At 61.6% G+C, this 21,111-nt stretch carries 19 protein-coding genes and 1 pseudogene; 16 read left to right on the top strand and 4 right to left on the bottom strand.

The features are described 5' to 3' along the window. Positions 1–6 precede the first annotated feature (6 nt). Positions 7–2,445, top strand: coding sequence for a glycosyltransferase family 4 protein (locus tag NCT03_RS24310; protein ID WP_502800413.1), 2,439 nt, complete (start codon positions 7–9; stop codon positions 2,443–2,445). 56 nt (positions 2,446–2,501) lie between these two features. On the opposite strand, the gene NCT03_RS24305 is transcribed toward NCT03_RS24310, so the two are convergent. Then, positions 2,502–3,638, bottom strand: coding sequence for an acyltransferase family protein (locus NCT03_RS24305; RefSeq protein WP_250494259.1), 1,137 nt, complete (start codon positions 3,636–3,638; stop codon positions 2,502–2,504). A 217-nt stretch (positions 3,639–3,855) separates the two neighbouring features. Between NCT03_RS24305 and NCT03_RS24300 the strand changes: the two genes are divergently transcribed. The 4 genes from NCT03_RS24300 to NCT03_RS24285 all read left to right on the top strand — a co-directional run bounded on the left by NCT03_RS24300 (position 3,856) and on the right by NCT03_RS24285 (position 6,839). Further along, on the top strand, positions 3,856–4,008 hold the full coding sequence (locus NCT03_RS24300) for a hypothetical protein (RefSeq protein WP_250494211.1): 153 nt from the start codon (positions 3,856–3,858) through the stop codon (positions 4,006–4,008). A gap of 100 nt (positions 4,009–4,108) precedes the next feature. Next, on the top strand, positions 4,109–5,041 hold the full coding sequence (gene galU / locus NCT03_RS24295; protein WP_244829987.1) for a UTP--glucose-1-phosphate uridylyltransferase GalU: 933 nt from the start codon (positions 4,109–4,111) through the stop codon (positions 5,039–5,041). A 156-nt stretch (positions 5,042–5,197) separates the two neighbouring features. Beyond that, a complete protein-coding gene (locus NCT03_RS24290; protein WP_250494210.1) occupies positions 5,198–5,728 on the top strand; it encodes a septal ring lytic transglycosylase RlpA family protein in 531 nt (176 codons plus the stop codon). A gap of 49 nt (positions 5,729–5,777) precedes the next feature. Then, the gene (locus NCT03_RS24285; RefSeq protein ID WP_250494209.1) at positions 5,778–6,839 is read left to right on the top strand and encodes a phytoene/squalene synthase family protein; all 1,062 of its coding nucleotides are present in this window, start codon (positions 5,778–5,780) and stop codon (positions 6,837–6,839) included. Here NCT03_RS24285 and NCT03_RS24280 read toward each other — a convergent pair. Continuing rightward, the gene (locus tag NCT03_RS24280) at positions 6,817–7,668 is read right to left on the bottom strand and encodes a LysR family transcriptional regulator (RefSeq protein WP_250494208.1); all 852 of its coding nucleotides are present in this window, start codon (positions 7,666–7,668) and stop codon (positions 6,817–6,819) included. The two genes, NCT03_RS24285 and NCT03_RS24280, sit on opposite strands and share 23 nt — an antisense overlap. 104 nt (positions 7,669–7,772) lie before the next feature. Between NCT03_RS24280 and NCT03_RS24275 the strand changes: the two are divergent. The 3 genes and pseudogenes from NCT03_RS24275 to NCT03_RS24265 all read left to right on the top strand — a co-directional run bounded on the left by NCT03_RS24275 (position 7,773) and on the right by NCT03_RS24265 (position 10,342). After that, positions 7,773–8,641 (top strand): annotated as a pseudogene (locus tag NCT03_RS24275) (alpha/beta fold hydrolase). 198 nt (positions 8,642–8,839) lie between these two features. Continuing rightward, positions 8,840–9,256 (top strand): hypothetical protein, encoded by a 417-nt coding sequence (locus NCT03_RS24270; RefSeq protein ID WP_250494207.1) that lies wholly within the window; start codon positions 8,840–8,842, stop codon positions 9,254–9,256. Between the two features lie 189 nt (positions 9,257–9,445). Beyond that, positions 9,446–10,342 (top strand): fructose bisphosphate aldolase, encoded by an 897-nt coding sequence (locus NCT03_RS24265; protein ID WP_250494206.1) that lies wholly within the window; start codon positions 9,446–9,448, stop codon positions 10,340–10,342. A gap of 45 nt (positions 10,343–10,387) precedes the next feature. Here NCT03_RS24265 and NCT03_RS24260 read toward each other — a convergent pair whose 3' ends face one another. Next, positions 10,388–11,626, bottom strand: a complete 1,239-nt coding sequence (locus NCT03_RS24260; protein WP_250494205.1) for an NAD(P)/FAD-dependent oxidoreductase — start codon at positions 11,624–11,626, stop codon at positions 10,388–10,390. A gap of 280 nt (positions 11,627–11,906) precedes the next feature. Here NCT03_RS24260 and NCT03_RS24255 point away from each other — a divergent pair, with 280 nt between their 5' ends. After that, a complete protein-coding gene (locus NCT03_RS24255; RefSeq protein WP_244829995.1) occupies positions 11,907–12,206 on the top strand; it encodes a DUF4148 domain-containing protein in 300 nt (99 codons plus the stop codon). A 94-nt stretch (positions 12,207–12,300) separates the two neighbouring features. Here NCT03_RS24255 and NCT03_RS24250 read toward each other — a convergent pair whose 3' ends face one another. After that, positions 12,301–13,242, bottom strand: coding sequence for a LysR family transcriptional regulator (locus NCT03_RS24250; protein ID WP_250494204.1), 942 nt, complete (start codon positions 13,240–13,242; stop codon positions 12,301–12,303). Positions 13,243–13,350: 108 nt separating this feature from the next. Here NCT03_RS24250 and NCT03_RS24245 point away from each other — a divergent pair, with 108 nt between their 5' ends. From NCT03_RS24245 to NCT03_RS24215, 7 genes are all read left to right on the top strand, one after another. Beyond that, positions 13,351–14,862, top strand: a complete 1,512-nt coding sequence (locus NCT03_RS24245; protein WP_250468613.1) for a CoA-acylating methylmalonate-semialdehyde dehydrogenase — start codon at positions 13,351–13,353, stop codon at positions 14,860–14,862. 137 nt (positions 14,863–14,999) lie between these two features. Further along, positions 15,000–16,091 carry an NAD(P)H-dependent flavin oxidoreductase gene (locus tag NCT03_RS24240; RefSeq protein ID WP_250494203.1) on the top strand — a complete coding sequence of 364 codons (1,092 nt, stop codon included), beginning with the start codon at positions 15,000–15,002 and terminating at the stop codon, positions 16,089–16,091. Positions 16,092–16,239: 148 nt separating this feature from the next. Then, positions 16,240–17,175, top strand: coding sequence for a TauD/TfdA dioxygenase family protein (locus NCT03_RS24235; protein ID WP_250468609.1), 936 nt, complete (start codon positions 16,240–16,242; stop codon positions 17,173–17,175). 64 nt (positions 17,176–17,239) lie between these two features. Further along, positions 17,240–18,301, top strand: coding sequence for an ABC transporter substrate-binding protein (locus NCT03_RS24230; protein ID WP_250494202.1), 1,062 nt, complete (start codon positions 17,240–17,242; stop codon positions 18,299–18,301). Positions 18,302–18,330: 29 nt separating this feature from the next. Beyond that, the gene (locus NCT03_RS24225) at positions 18,331–19,161 is read left to right on the top strand and encodes an ABC transporter permease (protein WP_250494201.1); all 831 of its coding nucleotides are present in this window, start codon (positions 18,331–18,333) and stop codon (positions 19,159–19,161) included. Positions 19,162–19,170: 9 nt separating this feature from the next. Beyond that, positions 19,171–19,962 carry an ABC transporter permease gene (locus NCT03_RS24220; RefSeq protein ID WP_250494200.1) on the top strand — a complete coding sequence of 264 codons (792 nt, stop codon included), beginning with the start codon at positions 19,171–19,173 and terminating at the stop codon, positions 19,960–19,962. Between the two features lie 29 nt (positions 19,963–19,991). Then, complete coding sequence (locus NCT03_RS24215) at positions 19,992–20,750, top strand: ABC transporter ATP-binding protein (protein WP_250494258.1); 759 nt, start codon at positions 19,992–19,994, stop codon at positions 20,748–20,750. Positions 20,751–21,111 lie beyond the last annotated feature (361 nt).

Below are 21,111 nucleotides of genomic sequence, written 5' to 3'. Positions count from 1 at the left end.
GCGTTCATGGGGACCGCGAAAGCGCGTCATTTCCTGCACGAGCCGGCGCCAGCCATGACGCCTGTGCCGCGTCGCGAGCGCAGTATCGCGCGTGCGAACGGTGTACCGCGTATTGCTATCGTGCATGACTGGCTCGTGACCTACGCTGGCGCGGAGCGTGTGCTGGAACAGATGATCGCGTGCTTTCCGGACGCGGATATTTTCAGCGTCGTCGACTTTCTCGAAGACAGAGCGTTCTTGCGCGGCAAGCAGGCGAAGACCTCGTTCATCCAGAAGTTGCCCATCGCGAAGAAGCGCTATCGCGCATATTTGCCGCTCATGCCGCTCGCGATAGAACAGCTTGACGTGTCCGGCTACGACCTCATTCTGTCGAGCAGCCATGCGGTAGCGAAGGGTGTGTTGACAGGACCCGATCAGGTGCACGTCAGTTACGTGCATTCGCCCATACGCTACGCATGGGACCTGCAACATCAGTATCTCAAGCAGTCGAATCTCACTGCGGGCATGAAGTCGCTGATCGTACGCATGGCGCTGCATTACATGCGCAGCTGGGACATACGTACCTCGAATTCGGTGAATCATTTCATCGCTAATTCGGCTTTCATTGCGCGGCGAATCCACAAGGTTTATCGGCGTTCGTCGCAAGTGATCTTTCCTCCTGTCGATGTCGCCGCGTTCAACGTGTGCGAGGAAAAGGACGATTTTTATTTAACGGCGTCGCGCATGGTGCCGTATAAGAAGATCGATCTGATCGTCGAGGCGTTCGCGCAGATGCCTGAGCGCAAGCTCGTCGTGATCGGCGAGGGCCCGGACATGGCGAAGATTCGTGCGAAGGCTAAGCCCAACGTGCGCATCATGGGGTATCAGCCGTTCTCCGTGCTGCACGAAAAGATGCGCCGCGCGAAAGCGTTCGTCTTCGCGGCGGAAGAAGACTTCGGCATCTCGGTGGTCGAAGCGCAAGCGTGCGGCACGCCAGTGATTGCCTATGGCAAGGGCGGCGCATTGGAAACCGTGCGCGATGCGTCGGAGGCTGAGCCCACGGGCATGTTCTTTCAGGAGCAGTCGGCGGACGCCATCGTGGATGCTGTCGAGGCCTTCGAAGACGGCACGGTGACGTTCAAGCCAGCCGACTGTCGCAAGAACGCAGAGCGCTTTTCCAACGCGCGTTTCAGGGAACAGTTCCATGCGCATGTCGCACGCGTGGCGCCGCGCTTCGTTCTTCCTCCGCTGCCGGCAGAGCCCGAAGTTCAGGTCGAAGAAAAGAGCGATTTGCGCGTGCTTGCCGTGGATCAAAGCGGCTCGCTCGGCGGCGCGGAACTCTCCATGCTCGAAGTGGTGAAGAACATGCGTGGCGACGTGCAGACGGTTCTCTTCGACGATGGTCCGTTTCGCATTGCGCTGGAAGCGGTGGGCATCAAGGTAGACGTGCTCGACGGCAAAGCGCTCGGCAATGTTCGCAAGGACGGCATGACGCGTCCTGGCGCGGGCGTGGTGGGCGGCGTCGTCAAGCTCCTGCGCGGCACGCTCGAAAAGTCGCGCAATGCCGATGTCATCTACGTCAACACGCAGCGCGCGATGGTGATCGGCGCCATCGCCGGCCTAATCTCGCGGCGCCCCGTGGTGTGGCATCTGCGCGATATCGTGAGCGAGGACCACTTCGGGCGCACGCAGCTTTCCATCATCAAGTGGTGCACCAAGCTCATGCTCGAGCATGTCATCGCCAATTCGACGGCATCGGCGGCCGCGGTCACGGCGCTCACGCGTTTGCGCGAGGAGCGGCTCGATGTCGTGTTCAACGGCATATCGGCGGAGCCTTTCACTAGCATCGAAACGGTGGCGCAGCATGAGTTGCGAGCACGGTTCGGCTTGCCGCAAGATGCGTTTCTCGTCGGATGCTTTAGCCGTCTTGCACGCTGGAAGGGTCAGCATGTACTGCTCGAAGCGTTGCGCGAATGCACGGAGATGCATGCCGTTCTGGTTGGCGCGGCGCTTTTTGGAGAACACGAGTACGAGGCCGAGCTGCGTGCTTTCGTACTCGAACACGGGCTTGCGGACCGCGTGCATTTTCTCGGCTTTCAGGATGACATTGCCGCGTGCATGAAAGCGGTCGATGTGGTCACGCATACGTCGATCATGCCGGAGCCGTTTGGCCGCGTGATCATCGAAGGCATGTTGTCGAAACGGCCCGTTGTTGCGACGCGTGCGGGCGGCGTGACGGATATCGTCGACGATGGCGAGAACGGCCTGCTCTGCGCTCCCGGGGATGCCGCCGAACTGGCGCGCATACTGAATCGCCTTAAGGGCGATTCACCGCTTCGTGACCGTCTGACCGAAAGCGGCTTCGTACACGCAACGAAAAGATTCGGGACCGAGCGATATGTCGAGAGCGTCGAGAGAATCCTCGGAGACGTGGCGGCAAAGGCGAAGAAGCGCGAGCGTAGCTGAGGTACTCGAACTTCGATCAAGCCGCCTTTCGAGGCGGCTTTTTTATTGGCGCTTTATCAACGCGCAATGCGAACGCGTGTCTTCGCAGGTTTCAATCTTGCGGCCCAGGCCATGGCGGGTCGCTCGACAAGCGCATAGAACGCTGCGGCAACCACAACTGCAATGGCGGTAAAAGCAAACGAGGCCCAGATGCCCGTTTGCAAGACCGAATGAAAAAGCACGGACCCAAGCAGCACGAAAATGGGCAGATGCACGACGTAAAGCGAGAAGCTGAACTCGCCGAGCACGGAAAACACGCGCACTGGGCCGCCTTCCCGCATGGGCCGATCTAGCGCGCCAAACAAATAAACGGCAAACGCCAGCGCCCAAAGCTGAAACGCCAGATATTGCGCAAGCCCGAAGGCAGCGCATCCGCATAGTGCGATGCCAACCGCCACGACTCCCGAGCGCCTCGGTGCGCGCACGTTGCGCGCTTTCGCTTCGGCGATCCATGCTCCAAGCATCCATGAAAGCCAGTAGGACGTGAAGATCACGATCTGCTGGCGCTCGAAGACGAGCGCCGACACGATGTTGACGACAGCGACAAGGCCGACGACCGCCGGCATTCCGATTCGCCTCCGCAATGCAATCACGAGCGGATATACGAGGTAGAACTGCACCTCGACGGAGAGCGTCCATAAGGCGCCATTGGAGCCGAACGTCTTGCCCGCGATTCCCTGCAAGGAAAAGAGATTGATGAGGAAAGCATGAAGATCGAAGGGATTGATCTTGCGGCTGACCGGATCAAAGCCGACGCTAAGCGAATCCAGCACGAACGTCAGGACCAGCGCGGCAATCAGAACCGGATAGATCCGCACGAACCGCCGTACCAGAAAATTCAAGCCGTCGAACGGCGCGCGCGGGTCGGCATTCAGGCGCCGCGCCATCGCGCGATGAATGCAATAGCCGCTGATGATGAAGAAAATCGGCACACCGGCCGATCCCCAGGCGACAGGGAACGTGAGGTAACTGACGACCGCGTTGAGGTCGAACGCGGGCGAAGCGCGATGAAACTGCTGCATGCCGACCCACGTAACCTGCCTGCAATGAAAGTACGCGACCAGCAACGCGGCGACACCACGCCATGCGTTGATCGCGACGTCTTTATCGTCGGCGATAGCGTTCGAATTGCGCGCGGAAGTGCGCAGCGCCATGCCGCTTTCGTCGAAGGCCGGGGAGTCGCTCATCGCTAAACCTTAAGGAGCCGAAGGGATCGGCCCATGTTAGAGCAGCAAGAAATTCATGCCTAAGCAAAAAATTCGGCGCATTTCTTAAGAGAACGCGCAGCGTAAGGGCTTAAAGCGGGCGAATTATTTATCGATTTTTTTCTGCTACGGTGAGCCCTCATCTACAGGCGAATGGGTGTCGATCATGGATATGCATACAGTCGCCGGCATAGCCGTGCTGCTGGTACTCGTGGCGGCGTCCGCGTACCGCGACGCGTTGCGCAACGACCCTCTCGATCCCTTCCGCAAGAAGGGCTCCAACAATGCGCAGGCATCGCAGATGGAGGAAGCGGAGTAACGTGCGCAACGCCAAGAGCCTGCCGCAAGTGCGGGCGAATTAACGAGAGATTAGCGCGGGGACAACATCAATTTTCCGGTTTCGATCTGGAGGAGCAGTCATGCTTAAAGTGACCAAGGCCGTATTTCCAGTCGCAGGTCTCGGCACACGTTTTTTGCCAGCCACCAAGGCGAGTCCGAAGGAAATGCTGCCAGTGGTCGATAAGCCGCTCATTCAATACGCGGTGGAAGAAGCCATTGCTGCGGGCATGACGGAGATGATCTTCGTCACGGGTCGGGGCAAGCGCGCAATCGAGGATCACTTCGACAAATCATATGAGCTCGAAGCGGAACTGGAAGCGCGCAACAAGGCGGTTCTGCTCGATGCGGTACGCAGCATCAAGCCCGCCAACGTGGATTGTTTCTACGTGCGCCAGCCGGCCGCGCTGGGCTTGGGTCATGCGGTGCTATGCGCGGAACGGCTCGTCGGCGGTGAACCATTCGCCGTCATCCTGGCCGACGATCTGCTGCACGGCGCCGAGCCTGTCATGAAGCAACTCGTCGATGTATTCGACCACTATCACAGCTCGGTGATCGGTGTGGAACGCATCGCGCGCGAGGAAAGCGCGTCGTATGGCGTGATCGAAGGCCGCGAATGGGAAGAGGACGTCATCAAGTTGTCGGGTGTCGTCGAGAAGCCGCAGCCCGCGCTTGCGCCTTCCAATCTCGGCGTGGTCGGGCGTTACGTGCTGATGCCGAGCATCTTCGATCATCTGCGCAAGACGAAGCCCAACGCGGGCGGCGAGATTCAGCTAACCGATGCCATCGGCTCCTTGCTCGCGGTCGAACAGGTGCTGGCGTATCGCTACTACGGCACGCGTTTCGACTGCGGCAGCAAGCTCGGGTATCTCAAGGCGACGGTACAACTGGCCTTGCAACATCCTGAAGTGCGCGGAGACTTTGAGGCGTATCTGCGTGCGGCGGTATGGGCGCTCATGCCGCAAACAAAGGACGAACCGATGACGCATGCGGAATCGCTACAGGATTCGCTGTGATTGGAAATAGTTCGAATGACGAATCATGATCATCGTAAGGCAAACGTAGTCCTGTAAAGAAGCGTCATATCCAAGGAAGGCAGGTCAACGCTAAAAAGCAGAGGGCGTTAAGGGCGATCCGATCCACGAATCGGTAACTCATGGAGTAGATCGCCCATGCAGGTCCGCGCATTTCATGCGCGCCGGCTATTGGCCTGGATCGTGTCCATCGGCGCTTGCGTGTTGCTGTGCGGATGGACTTCACATCGGCCAGTCAAGCCAGCACGCAAGCATCATGCTTTACACAAGGCCGTGTCGCACACGAAGCATGTGCACGCCAAGAAGGCATATGCCTTCCAGATCGGCATGGCCAGCTATTACGCCGACGCTTTCCAAGGCCGCCCCACCGCGAGCGGCGAGGCTTACGACATGAACGCGCTCACGGCCGCGCATCTCACGCTGCCGCTCGGCACTTACGTGCGCGTCAGCAATGCCGCGAAGACGCGGTCGGTCGTCGTGCGCATCAACGACCGCGGCCCCTACCAGAAGGGCCGCGTGATCGATCTTTCGTTTGCGGCGGCGGTATTGCTCGGCCTGCAACACGCGGGCACGGCGCAAGTGGTGATCGAGCGTGTATCGGCGCATGATGCCGTCGCCATTCCCTTGCATCATCGCGCAAAGAGGCGAAGGCACAAGCGGCACCGTTGAGCCGGATACAATGCGCTCTCGCCTGCTTGAGCGCTCTCTGATCCCACTCATGAATCAATCGACCCGGGCAGTCCTCCTCGGCCCGCTTCTCAAGAGCGTTTCGCGCTCGTTCTATCTGACGCTGCGGATTCTTCCGGCGGGCATGCGCGACCCCGTCGCGCTGGCGTATCTGCTTGCGCGCGCCGCCGATACCATCGCGGATACGTCGCTCATCGCGCCGCAACTTCGTCTGGAATTGCTGCTGTCGTTGCGCGCGCAAGTCAACGGCGCACCGGACGATGGCGCGCTGGCTCGCATAGCCGGCGAAGTAGCGGGCCAGCAAGCGCAAGCGGATGAACGCGCGCTGCTCGAATCGCTCGGCGGAGCGCTTGCCATCCTGCCGCAATTGAGCAAGGCCGACCGCGATGCCGTGCGCGATATCGTGACCACGCTCACAACGGGCATGGAGTTCGATCTGCGCACGTTCCCGGATGAAACCTCGGGCGAGATCGCGGCGCTCGGTGAATTCGACGAACTGGACCGCTACACCTATCTCGTCGCGGGCTGCGTGGGCGAGTTCTGGACGAAGATGACCTACGCGCATATGCCGGGCACGCTCAAGGCCGCGCCGGATGTCATGCTTGCGCGCGGCGTGCGCTTCGGCAAGGCGCTGCAGATGACCAACGTGCTGCGCGATTGCGCGCGCGATCTGCGTATCGGGCGTTGCTATCTGCCTTCGTCGATGCTGGCGCGTCATGGCATCGCGCCACGAGAACTGCTCGCGCCCGAGGCATCCGATAAAGCGCGTCCCGTGCAAGACGAGCTGTTGCAAACCACCATCGCGCTCTATCGCGACGCGCTGGCCTACACGATGGCGATTCCATCGAGCGCCATTCGGCTACGGCTCGCGTGCCTGTGGCCGATCATGATCGGGCTGGAAACGCTGGTGTTGCTGGAACGTAACGACGCATGGCTCGACCCGGAGCGCATTACCAAGGTGCGCCGCAACGATGTCTATCGCATCATGGCGGCGTCGATGCCTCTGGTTGCATCGAATGGGCTCCTGAAGGTGTGGGCCGAACGCAGGATCAGCGCCATCCAAGCCGCACTCAACGGCGCAGCTCGGCCATGATGCGTTCGGCCAGGAAGTCGCAAGGCGGCCGTTTGGATGCCGCGCTGCGCGCCAGCACCACTTCGAGCGCGGCGATTTCCGGCAGCCCTTGCGCCTGACCGAGTAGCGTGAAATGCGCGGGGACAGCGCACTTGGCAAGCGGCGTGACGGCAAGACCGGCTTCGGCCATCGTCAGGAGACCGAGCAGACTCGGGCTCTCGTACGACGTGCGATAGCCGATACGCGCGCGTTCCAGGCTGCGTATGGCGTTCTCGCGCGCCACGCTGCCCGGCAGGAACACGGCAATGGGCAAGGGACGTTCGCGCCAGATTTCCGTGGCGCCGGGCGCGGCGGCCCAGGCCATCGGCTCATGACGCAGGAATTCGCCGCTCAGACCTTTCACGCGCGTGGCGCAGACCAGATCGACCGAGCCGTCTTTCAGCATCGGCGCAAGCGCCACGCTCGGCAAGCCGACCACCTGAATCTCGACCTTGGGAAAGGTCGCCGAAAACTTCTTGAGGATGGGCGGAAACAGCGACGACGCGTAGTCGTCCGGTACGCCGATCACCACGCGCCCCGTCACGTCCGGCCGCACGACGGCGGCCCATGCTTCATCGCGCAAGGCGAGCATGCGGCGCGCGTAGGTCAGTAACACTTCGCCGTCTTGCGTGGGCGTCACGCTGCGCGGTTTGCGCACGAACAGCGCCTTGCCAAGCGCGGTTTCGAGCGTCTTGATCTGCATGCTGACGGCCGATTGCGAGCGATGCACGAGTTCCGCCGCGCGGCTGATGTTGCCCGTGTCCGCGACGGCGACGATCATGGAAAGGACATCGAGGTCGAGTGCTTTCATGCCTGTGTGACGACTTGGTATCAGAAAATCTGAACGATGTTATCAATATTATGCGATTTTCTTTTAAATTGGCGGACGGCATAGTGCGGAAAAGGAGCGAATCAATGAACGCCCGTACCGATCCCGCCGTACTGTCCGCCTTGCAAGCCTTGCCGGAAGCGTCTTTTGCGACGACCGCGTCCGGCATTTCCGTGCCTTACGTGGATTGCGGCGAAGGCGAGCCGCTCCTGTTCGTGCATGGTTCGCTCTGCGATTACCGCTACTGGAGCGCGCAGATTCTGCCGCTTGCCAGGCAGTTTCGTTGCATCGCGCCGAGTCTCAGCCACTACTGGCCCGCCGTCGATGCCTTCGTGCAGGGCGAATTCAGCTGGGAAGCGCATGTCGCGGAGATGGCGGAATTTACCGAGGCGCTCGACATTGCACCCGTGCATCTGGTCGGGCATTCGCGCGGCGGGTGCGTCGCGTTTCATCTCGCAAGGGAACATCCGCGTCTCGTGAAGACGCTCACGCTCGCGGACCCGGGCGGACCGCTCCAGGTTTCGCCGCAGTCTGCGGCCGCCAGCTTGCCGCCCGCGACCAACGCCTTGCGCACGCGCGTGGCGGAACTCATCGAAATGGGCGAAATCGAGCCGGGGCTGGAACTGTTCGTCGACTCGGTCAGCATGCCGGCTTCTGGCAAAAGAGCACGCCGGCTTTTCGACGGATGGCGATAGACAACGCGCTTACGGTGCCGAAGCAACTTCGCGATCCCTTGCCCGCTTATACCCGCGACGCCGCGCGCGATATCAAGTGCCGCACTTTGCTGATAGACGGACAAAAGAGCCCGCGCATGTTCCGCAATAACGTCGACAAGCTGGCGGACTGGATTGAATTCGCGGATCGGCAAACTATTGCCGGGGCATCGCACGGAATGAACGTGGCAAGCCCGGCCGCATTCAATCGCGCTATAGAGGCGTTTGCCGGTGCCTGGTAATTTCCTTAGCGATTCTTTAGCAAGAACGCTCGTTCGCTCGAAAGTCACGCTTAAGAATATCTTTGGCTATTGCTAAGGAAGTCATGGAAGGCAAGCACTTATCGTCCGACTTTTTGTCTGCTTGTTGTGGCGGGACAACGCAAACGCGCGGGTCTCGGGCTAACATCATTGCCACCTCATCGCCAAGAAGAGGCCAATGTGAGTACGGGCCAAGACGATCTCGAAGCATGGAAGCGCCAGCGCACCCAGCAATTGGCGTTCGAATTGGCCGATAGCGGTCAATACGAGAATTTCGCCGATATCGCTTATGCGCTGCAATTCGAGCGCGGTCTCGCGACGGCGCAAGCACTCATCGAAAATCCGGAAATGCGTCGCTTGCTGAACGTGCATTGCGCAAATGCGCGTGAAGCGCTCTTGAACGTCAAAGCGCCAGCGCCTGAAAAAATACAGGCGCAATCTCAGCCGGTTTTAGAAACGCCCGAATTACCCACCCTCGAAATCATGGCGGCGCAAGGCGCGCCATCGTTCCTGCGCCGCGCTGCATTCATGCTCGGGCGAAGCGCACGCGCGGTCGAACCCGTGAACGCCGGGGACTTCAACTCCGCTGCGCCTTGAGCAGATCGAGCCGCAAAAGCCCTGCCGCGTCGCCTTTTCTCTCCTCGATTTGAGTGTGTGGCAGGGGAAATGGCGGATATGCACAGTCAAGTCGCGCCTCAAAACCATTACACTTACCGTAGTGGAACCAGAAGCCCGGGCCGTGCTCGCGCGCGTTCCGGTGTTTGAACTTTGAGGAGGGAAATGTTCGTGGCTAACGAAAAGATGCTGTCGCAAATGGCGGAGAAGCAAGGTTTTATCGCCGCCTTGGATCAAAGCGGCGGTTCGACGCCGGGCGCGCTCAAGCAGTACGGCATTGCAGAAGACGCCTACGACGGCGACGCCGAGATGTTCAAGCTGATGCATGAAATGCGCGTGCGCATCATCACCGCGCCGTCATTCACGGGAGAAAAGGTCATTGGCGCCATTCTCTTCGAAGCCACCATGGACGGTCAGGCAAATGGCAAGTCCGTGCCTGCGTTCCTGTGGGAAGACCGTGGCGTGGTGCCGTTCCTCAAGGTCGACAAGGGCCTCGAAGCGGAAGCCGACGGCGTGCAGGTCATGAAGCCGAACCCCGGCCTCGACGCGCTGCTGGAACGCGCCGTCAAGCTCGGCATCTTCGGCACGAAGATGCGTTCGGTCATCAAGGACGCGAACGAAAAGGGCATCGCCGCAGTCGTGAAGCAGCAATTCGAAGTGGGCAATCAGATCATCGGACACGGTCTCGTGCCCATTCTCGAACCTGAAGTGTCCATCAAGAGCACGGACAAGAAGGGTGCGGAAAAGATTCTGCGCGACGAATTGCTGAAAGGTCTCGACGCGCTGCCGGAATCCAGTCAGGTGATGATCAAGCTGACCATCCCCGACGAAGTGGACTTCTACGCGCCGCTGATCGAGCATCCGCGTGTCGTGCGCGTGGTGGCGCTTTCGGGCGGCTATACGCGCACCGACGCATGCCAGCGTCTGGCGAAGAACCACGGCATGATCGCGAGCTTCTCGCGCGCGCTCATCAACGAACTGAAGAAGTCGATGAGCGACGACGAGTTCAACGCGACGCTCGGCGAGTCCATCGACGAGATCTACGAAGCATCGGTCGACAAGGTTTGACGCTTCAGTGTCGATGAGGCGTGGTGTCTGCCCTCATCGCCACGATCATGAATCGGCGCGTGTCGTCGATGGCGGCGTTTGCACGATAGGCGCGGCAGCCCGGAACAACTCTTCGCGGCAGCCGCTCCTCGGCGGATAGATCCGCTCCCCGTTGATCGTGCGCTTGGTCGCCTTGGCGGCCTCGCCTTCCGACACCAGCTTGCGTTCCCATCCCTCCGTATAGACCGCGCCCCACGGGCCCAGGTCGCAGACCGTCGTGTACCAGTCGATCTGCAACGGCAGCATCTCTTCTCCGTATAAATCGCAGACGGCGTTATTGCCGGCGTAGCGGCCCATCGGCCGGCCATGCTGACACGACATGACCGAAGGCCGTTTGCCGTCGATCAGCACGCGTGCGCAATCGCCCGCCGCAAATACGCCGGGAACGCCCGTGACGCGCAGATAGGCATCGACGGGCACGCGGCCCATGGAATCGAGTCCGACGGGAAGCTGGCTCGCCAATGCGTTGGCGCGCATGCCGCCGCACCAGACCACGGTGCATGCCTGGATGTAATCGGCATTGACGCCGTCCGAAAGCGAAGCGCCGTGTCCGTCGAGTTCTTCCAGCGATACGCCTGGCCTAAGCTCGACATCGAGCGAGGTCATGGCCTGAACGACGACGCTTTGCGCGCCGCCCATCGATTGCGCGATTTTCGGCGACCGATCCGCGAGCACCACGCGCACCTTGTCGCGATCCGCTTCGCCCACGATCTCACGCAGGCGGCCGGGCAATTCCGCCGCGAGTTCGATTCCCGTGAGGCCTGCGCCGATCACGACAGCCGTATAGCGTCCGGGCGAGTCGGGCAATGCGGGCAGGGTGGACAGATGCGCCTGGAGCTTGCAGGCGCCCGCGTAGGTATCGACGTCGAACGAGTGGCGATCCAGCCCGGGAATTTCCGGGCGTACCAGTTCGCTGCCTACCGCGAGGATGAGCCGGTCGTATTCCAGCGAACCTTCTCCGTCTTCCCGCGTGAACATGACGCGCCGATTCGCGCTATCGACCGTGTGCGCGGTCGCCTGGACGAAGCGCACGCCGGTCGGACCGAACACGCCGTCGAGCGGCACGAGCGTGGGATCGAGCGGTTGCTCGTAGTTGCGCACGCGCACGCTGTGATAAGGCTGCGGATTGAGGACGACCACTTCGGCCTCATCCGCTGGTTGCTGCAATTCATCGAGTTTGCGCGCGGCGGCGAGCGCGCTCCATAGTCCGGCAAAACCCGCCCCAACGACCACGATTCGCTTCAAGGCATTGCCTCCTTTGCAAACCGAACGTTCGATCCATTTGGCATGATGTGTCGTGGACAACGTCCTGCTTACTTTATAGGCGATGCGCTAAGCAATTTCCCGTCGATGCTAAGGAACTGGAGTTTTCAGGCCTGGATTAGTCGCGATTTCACCAAAACTGATTTCGTGGATTAAGTATTTACCCTTAGCGAAGCACTCATTAAACTCTGTTCAACGGTCGCACACAAGCAAATGCCGAGTGAGCGACAGCCCCAAAAACCTAAGCTGGAGGGTATCAATCATGAACAAGCTCATTGGAATCGCAGCAGTTGCCATCGCTTTCGCCGCACCGGTTGCTTCTTTCGCACAATCGAACCAACCGCTTACGCGCGCTGAAGTTCGCGAACAGATCGTTCAGTTGGAAAAGGCCGGTTATAACCCCGGCTTCGTGAGCGACTCGCACTATCCGTCGGACATTCAAGCTGCTGAAGCGCGCGTTGCGGGTCAAGGCAACTCGTTTGGCGGTGCGACTGAAGGCTCGGCGCAAGCCGGCTCGCGTGCGGTGCAAGCCGACGTGTTCCCGACGTTTGCGCATCACTAAGCAACAGGTAGTCTCGCTATAAAGAAAGCGCTCGCAATTGCGGGCGCTTTTTCTTTGGCTAGAGCAAGCGCTAAAGCAAGCGCTAAAGAAAACGCTAAAGCGGAAAGCCGCCCGCAAAGGTCTCACGCAAATAGCCGATGAAAAGCGCGACCGCACGCGGCACATGAGGCGCATAAGGACGCACGACATAAAGCTGATCGGCGAATGTGCCCACGCAGCGCCAGTCCGGCAGCAACACCACAAGCTTTCCCGCCTGCACCGCGGTTTGCGCGCTGAAGTCGGGTAACAGCGCGATACCCAGATCGTCGAGCGCGGCATCGCGCAGCACTTCGCTATTGTTCGCGGAGAATGGCCCGTTGACCGCAAGCGTATGAGGCCCGGCCGCCGTCTTGCGCGCGCCCTTACGCACGAACGACCACACGCCCGATGTCTGCGCACGCGGATAAAACAGGCAGTCGTGCACCGCGAGATCGGCGGGCGTCGCGGGCATGCCGCGCCGTTTGAGATATGCATGTGTCGCCACGATCACCGAATGGGTATCGCACAACTTCCACGCGACATGCGTTTCCGGCGCTTGCGCGCTGTGCCGGATGGCGAGATCGAAGCCCTCCGTCGCAATGGAACTCAACCTGTCCGATGCTTCCAGTTGCACGCGCACTTCCGGATGCGCATGCAGAAAGCCCGCTAAACGCGGCACCAATTGCTGACGCGCGAACGCCATTGGCGCGGTGACGCGGATCAAGCCGCGCGCCACGCCCGCCATTTCCCTCACGCTCGAAAAGCTCGCGGCGATATGCTCGTACTGCGTGCGTGTATCGTCGACGAGGCGCCGTCCTGCCTCCGTGAAGCGCACGCTGCGCGTGGTGCGCGTGACAAGCGGCACGCCTGCCGCGCGCTCCAGTTCGGCGATACGCTGACTCATTGCGGCTTTGCTCACGTTGAGCCGCGCCGCCGCCGCCGTGTAGCTGCCCTGCTCGGCGAGCACCGTGAGCCAATGCAGATGCGTCCAGAGCCCTTCGACTTTTTGTGCGTCCATGCGCGGGGATTGTTTGCCGTTATGAACAATGAGTTCAATCATAACGCGTTCGCGGCGCACGATTCCGTCCTACACTCTTGGCATTGACACTTCTGGACAGGAGACGAAATGCAAGCGTATAACGACACCGCCGACGTGGTTCACTTCATTCATGGCGAACGCGTGAATGGCTCGGGCGCCCGCTCGCAGCCCATTTTCAATCCCGCGACGGGCGAGCGTCCGCGCAAGCTCGTGCTCGGCGAAGTCGCCGATGTCGATGCCGCCGTCGAGAGCGCGAAAGCCGCGTTCCCCGCATGGCGCGACACGCCGCCCATTCGGCGCGCGCGCGTCATGCTGAAGTTCCTCGAACTCATGAACCTGCGTCGCGATGAACTCGCGGCGATCATCACCGCCGAGCACGGCAAGGTCTTTACCGACGCGCAGGGCGAAGTGTCACGCGGTATCGACGTGATCGAATTCGCTTGCGGCATTCCGCAATTGCTGAAGGGCGATTACACCGAACAAGTCTCCACCGGCATGGATAACTGGACGACGCGTCAGCCGCTCGGCGTCGTCGCGGGCATCACGCCGTTCAACTTCCCTTGCATGGTGCCGTGCTGGATGTTCCCCGTGGCCATTGCAAGCGGCAACGCGTTCATCCTGAAGCCGAGCGAGCGCGATCCGTCCGCGTCGCTTTTCATGGCTAATCTGCTGAAGGAAGCGGGTCTGCCGGACGGCATTTTCAACGTGGTGCAAGGCGACAAGGTCGTGGTCGATGCATTGCTCGAACATCCCGATGTGCGCGCGATCAGCTTCGTCGGTTCGACGCCTATCGCCAACTATATCTACGAGACCGGCGCGAAGCACGGCAAGCGTGTGCAGGCGCTCGGCGGCGCGAAGAATCACATGGTCGTGATGCCGGATGCCGATCTGGATCAGGCTATCGATGCGCTCATCGGCGCGGGCTATGGCTCGGCGGGCGAGCGCTGCATGGCGGTATCGGTCGCGGTGCTGGTGGGCGACGTGGCGGACAAGATCGTGCCGCGCCTCGCCGAACGTGCGCAGCAGCTCGTCATCAAGAACGGCATGGAGCTTGATGCCGAAATGGGGCCGATCGTCACGCGCGCCGCGCTGGAACGTATCGAAGGTTATATCGCGCTGGGCGTGGATGAAGGCGCGAAACTCGTCGTCGATGGACGCGGCCACAAGGTTCCCGGTCACGAAGACGGCTTCTTCACGGGCGGCACGCTGTTCGACCATGTGACGCCGAACATGCGCATCTACAAGGAAGAAATCTTCGGGCCGGTGCTTTCATGCGTGCGCGTGAAGGACTTCGGCGAAGCCGTGGAACTCGTCAATGCGCACGAGTTCGGCAACGGCGTCGCCTGCTACACGCGCGATGGTCACGTTGCGCGCGAGTTCGGCCGACGCATCGAAGTGGGCATGGTCGGCATCAATGTACCCATTCCCGTTCCGATGGCATGGCATGGCTTCGGCGGCTGGAAACGCAGTCTCTTCGGCGACATGCACGCTTATGGCGAAGAAGGCGTGCGCTTCTATACGAAACAAAAGTCCATCATGCAACGCTGGCCGGAAAGCACGGAAAAGGGCGCGGAATTCGTGATGCCGACCGCGAAGTAAGGCATACGCAGCACAGGTAGTCGTCGCCCGCTTGGCTTCCGTGCAGGAAGGAGCGGGCGATTTGTTATCTGGCCTCGCAGCCTTGCGTGCGGTTTCATCGTCGAGAAGCTCGAGGCCACTATCGAGAGGACATGGTCATGAGCAGGAGCAACGCTTTATTGCCGTTACTCGGCATCAACAAGCCCATCATTCAAGCGCCGATGGCCGGTGTCACGACGCCCGCGCTCGCGGCGGCGGTATCGAATGCGGGCGGACTGGGGTCGCTCGGCGTGGGCGCGATGAACGCCGAAGCGGCGCGCAAGGTCATTCGCGAGACGCGCGCGCTGACCGACAAGCCGTTCAACGTCAACGTGTTCTGTCATCGCCCGGCTAAAGCCGACGCCGCTCTGGAAAGCGCGTGGATCGAATGGCTCGCGCCCGTCTTCGCGCGATACGGCGCCACGCCGCCCGCGCGGCTCAGCGAAATCTACACGAGCTTTGTCGTCGATGAAGCCATGCTCAAGGTCTTCGTCGAGGAAAAGCCGGCTATCGTGAGCTTTCACTTCGGCCTGCCTTCGAAGGACTATATCGATGCCCTCCGTAACGCGGGCATCAAACTGATTGCATCTGCAACTAATGTGAGTGAAGCGGAGCAAATCGCAAAAGCGGGTATCGATGCGATCGTCGCGCAAGGCATCGAAGCGGGCGGGCATCGCGGTATCTTCGACAGTGAAGCCGACGACGATTTTCTCGGCACCTTCGCCCTCACGCGTTTGCTCGTGCGCAAGTTCGACGTACCGGTGATCGCGGCGGGCGGCATCATGGATGGCGCGGGAGTCGCCGCCGCGCTCGCGCTCGGCGCGCAGGCGGCGCAGCTTGGCACGGCTTTCGTTCCGACCACCGAGTCCGCAATCGATGCGGGATATCGTCGCGCGCTTCTGAGCGATGCCGCGAATCACACCACGCTTACCGCCGCGATATCGGGCCGCCCGGCGCGCAGTCTCGTCAACAAGTTCACGGAACTCGGGCGTGAGGCAAACGCACCGAACAACCCCGCGTATCCCGTGACTTACGACGCGGGCAAGGCGCTGCATGCGGCGGCCAAGGCACGAGGCGAGCTCGGCTATGGCGCGCAATGGGGCGGGCAGGCGGCCGCACTCGCGCGCGAAATGTCCGCCGCGGAATTGATGGCGCGGCTCGAAGCGGAACTCGATGAAACGATTGAATCCTTACAGCGTTATTCGCGTTGAATAGCGGATTCGAGCAAGGCGTCATCACCTCGGCGCTGTAAAGCTTAGTCGAAACGCTTCGTTGGTCGGATGGGCAGTCGATGCTTCAATGTTTCGGTCGCGTTCTTTCGCGGCTTGCCCACGATATCCGAAACCAACGGAGCAACCGATGTCCGATTCCGCTACGCTCGACCACGATTCCGTCCGTCAGCCCGCCGCCACGCAGGAGCCTTTCCAGGTCCGTCCCATAGGCGGCCGCATTGGCGCCGAAGTGCGCGGCGTGACGCTCTCAGGCGATCTCGACGATACCGCCATCACTCGCATCAACGACGCGCTGCTCAAGCACAAGGTGCTGTTCTTTCGCGGCCAGTCGCATCTGGACGACGCCTCGCAGGAAGCGTTCGCCGCGCGTTTTGGCGACACTGTGGCGCATCCCACGGTGCCTTCGAAGGAAGGCACGAGCCGTCTGCTCGAACTCGATTCGAAGCACGGCACGCGCGCGAATTCATGGCATACGGATGTCACTTTCGTCGATGCTTATCCGAAGATTTCCATCCTGCGCGGCGTGGTGATCCCGCCCGCCGGCGGCGATACCGTGTGGGGCAACACCGCCACCGCCTACAGCAACCTGCCGCAGCCCTTGCGCGATCTCGCCGACAACCTCTGGGCGTTGCATTCGAACGCCTACGACTACGCAGCCACGCGCAACGCGCCCGACACCGAGACGGAGCGCGAGTACCGCAAGCAGTTCACCTCCACGCTCTACGAGACGGAACATCCCGTGGTGCGCGTGCATCCGGAAACGGGTGAACGCACGCTCGTGCTGGGTCACTTCGTGCAGCGCTTCGTCGGCCTGTCGCAGCGCGATTCGGACCGACTGCTCGAAATCTTCCACGATCACATTCAGCGCCTCGAGAACACGGTGCGCTGGCGCTGGACGCAAGGCGATGTCGCGATCTGGGACAACCGCGCGACGCAGCACTACGCGGTGGCGGATTACGGCGATGACCACCGCGTCGTGCGTCGCGCGACCGTTCACGGCGACGTGCCCGTTTCCATCGACGGCAGAAAGAGCCGCACCGTCAAGCGCGAAGCACGCGCCTGAACGCCCTCACTGGCGATGACGCGGGTCATCGCCAGTCGATCATCGAATAACGCCGAAGGACAAGATGACAACGAGATTCGCGCGCTTCGCGGGCGCTCTTTTGTGCGCCGCATTCGCTTCCATCTCGCACGCCGCGGCGCCGGAAACGGTGCGCATCGGCGTCGCGCAGCAGGGCGCGGGCGACCCGCCCACGTTCGGCGGCTCGCCTGCCGCCACCGCGCAATTGCAGCATCGTGTCGAGGATGCATTGCAGGGCGATCACATCAAGGTCGAGTGGATCTTCTTCAAGGGCGCGGGTCCGGCCGTGAACGAGGCGCTCGCCAACAAGCAGATCGACTTCGCGTATCAGGGTGACTTGCCCGCCGTGCTCGGACGCGCGAACGGCCTGAAGACGCACTTGCTGCTCGAATCGAATGTGCGCGCGGGCGTGTACGTCGCGGTGCCGCCGGACTCCGACATCAAGTCGGTGAAAGACCTCAAGGGCAAGCGCGTGGCGATTTTTCGGGGCACGAATCTGCAGCTCGTGGCGGATAACGTGCTCAAGGAAAACGGCCTGACCGAACGCGATCTGCGCGTCATCAATCTCGATACGGCCGCGGCGCAGGCAGCGCTTGCGTCGAAGGGCGTCGATGCCGTGTTTCTCGACTACTCGCTCTTCAAGTTGCAGCGCCAGGGTCTCGCGAAGATCGTTTATGCGTCGCGCGATGGCGGCATGCAACTGACGCGGCAAGCGCATCTGCTCGTACTCGACGACTTCGAAAGCGCGCATCCCGACGTGGTGCAAAAGGTCGTGACTTCGGTGGTGCAGGCCGCGCAATGGTCGTCCGACGAAGGCAATCGCAATGCGCTCTTCACGTTGTGGTCGAAGAGCGGCGTGCCGTCGGAGTCGTGGGCATCGGAGTATGCGAATCAGCCTTTGAAGGACCGCAATTCGCCGCTCATCGATCCATTTGTGCAGGCACGCTATCAGTCCGTCGCCGATGACGCCTTGCGGCTGAACCTCATTCGCCAACCTGTCAGCGTAAACGGCTGGTTCGAGCCGAAGTATCTCGATCAGGCGCTCAAGTCGCTCAAGCTCGAAAGCTACTGGCCGCGCTTCGATGCGTCGGGCAAGCCGGTCGCCTGACCCGCTTCTTTCTCAACGGAGAACTTCCGATGGCGAATGCTCTCTCGCGTGTGCTGGTGCCGGCGGCACGCCGCAACGCTTCGGTCGCGCGCGCATCCGGCGGCACGGCGCGTTCGCTTGGCTGGGCCGTATTGCCGTGGCTTCTGCCGCTCGCCTGCGCGTTGCTATGGGTGCTGGGCTCGCGTCTTGGATGGATCTCCGCGCAGGTTCTGCCGCCGCCCTCGCTGGTCTTCGATACCCTTACCGCGCTCATCAAGAGCGGCGAACTATGGATGCACTTGGGCGCGAGCATGTCGCGCGCGGCTGTCGGCTTTGGCGGCGGCGTGGTGCTCGGCATTCTGCTAGGCGGCGTGCTCGGCCTGTCGCGCACGGTCGAGGCGTATGTGCTGCCGAGCTTCAACGCGATCGTGCAGGTGCCCGTGCTCGGCTGGCTGCCGTTTCTGATGATCGTAGTGGGCATCGGTGAGCCGTTGAAGTATCTGCTCATCGGTCATGCCGCGCTCGTGCCGGTGACCCTGAGCACCTTGCAGGGCTTTCGCAGCACGCCGCCCGAGTTGCGTGAGGTCGCGGCGGTGTATCGCTATACGCGCTGGCAAACCATTTTGCGTGTGGTCTTGCCCTCGTCGGTGCCGATGATCGGCACGGGCATTCGCCTCGCCTTCACCAAAGCATGGCTGACGCTCGTGGTCGTGGAACTCGTGGCATCGTCGGAAGGGCTCGGCTATCTGATCGTGTACGGACGCCAGCTCTTTCAGCTCGATCTGGTGCTGGCTTCGGTCTTGATCGTGGGCGCGGTCGGCTATGTCGCCGATCGCTTGTTGACCGCGCTCGAGCGCAAGTTGCAGCGCGGCGCGGTCTAGGAGCGGCCGATGTCATCGATAGAACTCGAAGCAGTCCCGCGTGTCGCCGTGCCGAAGCGCTGGCGCGGCTTCGTGCTGCCGCTCGCGGCGCTGGCGATATGGTGGCTCGTATCGCGCGATGCCAAGCCCGCCCACGGCATGATGGTGTCGCCCGCGCAAGTGCTGCATGTCGCGTGGGAACAGTTGCGTAGCGGCGCGCTGGCGCGTGCGTTGTCGGCGTCGCTTGCGCGGGAGTTGACGGGCTTTGCGATCGGCACTTCGCTCGGGCTCGCGCTCGGCGCGTTGCTGGGTGTGTCGAAGCTCGCGAATCGCGCCATTGCGCCGAGCTTCAACACCTTCAAGCAAGTGTCGCTGTTCGCGTGGATTCCGCTCATCTCCGTGTGGTTCGGTCTCGGCGATGTCGCGAAGGTCGTGTTCCTGTCGCTCGCCGCGCTGGTTCCGGTCGTGATGCATACGAGCGACGGCATCCGCGCCGTGCCGCCGCGTTTTCTCGAAGTGGCGCGCGCGTATCGCTACGGCAAGTTGCAGACGCTCGCGTTCGTGGTGCTGCCGGCCGCGCTGCCTTCGATCTTCACGGGCATCTATCTCGCGCTCATCTATTCGTGGCTCGCGACGCTCGGCGCGGAGTATCTGCTCGTCGCGGGAAGCGGGATCGGCAATACGCTCGTGGATGGCAGCGAGCAGTTTCGGATGGATCTCGTCGTATTCGGCGTGATCGTCGTGGGAATAACGGGGTGGGCGCTCAACGCGCTCGCGCGTGCGGTGCAGCGGCGCTGGTTCAGCGAAGCGCGCGCAGCTTGAGGAGAATGACGATGGCAGCGATACCAACGATGGCAACGGACACGAGCGGCCTCGCGCTGCGGCGGGTGAGCAAGCGTTATGAAGGCGATATGGGTGCGCCCGTGCTGGATCGTATCGACCTCTCGATCCGAAGCGGCGAGTTCGTGAGTATCGTCGGGGCGAGCGGTTGCGGGAAGTCGACGCTCTTGCGGTTGATCGCAGGCCTCGATGCGTCGTACGAAGGCGAGATCGAATTCGGCGGCGAGCGCGTGGTCTCGACGGATCTTTCGCGCGGCATCGTGTTTCAGGATCATCGTCTGTTTCCATGGCTGAACGTCGAACAGAACGTCGCGGTGGCCTTGCGCAACGCGCCTTTGAGCAAGCACGAGAAAGCGCGTGCGGTAGCCGAGCATGTGGCGCTCGTCGGCCTCGAGGGGTGCGAGGGACAGTATCCGCATCAGCTCTCGGGCGGCATGGCGCAGCGTGTCGCCATTGCGCGAGGGCTCGTCAACCGGCCGCGTTTGCTCTTGCTCGATGAACCGTTCGGCGCACTCGATGCGCTCACGCGCGCACGGCTCCAGGACGAACTGCAACGCATCTGGGCGCAGGAGCGCATCACGATGGTCCTCGTCACGCATGACGTCGAGGAGGCGGTGCTGCTCTCGGATCGCATCGTGGTGATGGAAGCGCGTCCGGGACGTATCGGCGAAATCGTCGATGTCGACCTGCCGCGTCCGCGCAAGCGCGGCAGTCTCGATGTCGTCGCGCTAAGGGACGGTATTCTCGAAGGGTTCTTTCACGAAGCGTAGAAGCGCTGCCAGACAGCGATCGTCGCCGTCGCCATCGCCGTGAAATGAAAATCGAACGGATTCGACGGCGAGTCAACGCTTATATTCGTGAAGCGGCCCGCGCGGGCCGTTTATGTTCAACACTCTGGCTGACCGCTCGCGTCACGCCATACATGTCTGCCCGCCTTGCATGCACGCTTCGACGCCCGTTGCGCGCGCGGTAATATAGACTGATACCTTTGTTCTTCGAGGCGGTCCATGACCAGCAAGCACGCAATCGACGTCCGTCTTACGGAACATCTCGCGGTTTTCGTCAGGGCGCGCTCAGGCCTTGCTCGCGAAGCCGGACTTCTCCCGGAGGCAAGGCGCCTGGACCACAGCG

This window comes from Caballeronia sp. GAWG1-1, assembly GCF_023631465.1.
Classification (GTDB): Bacteria; Pseudomonadota; Gammaproteobacteria; order Burkholderiales; family Burkholderiaceae; genus Caballeronia.
Note: the sequence above shows the minus strand (reverse complement) of the source record. Positions and strands in the feature narration are given on the sequence as shown.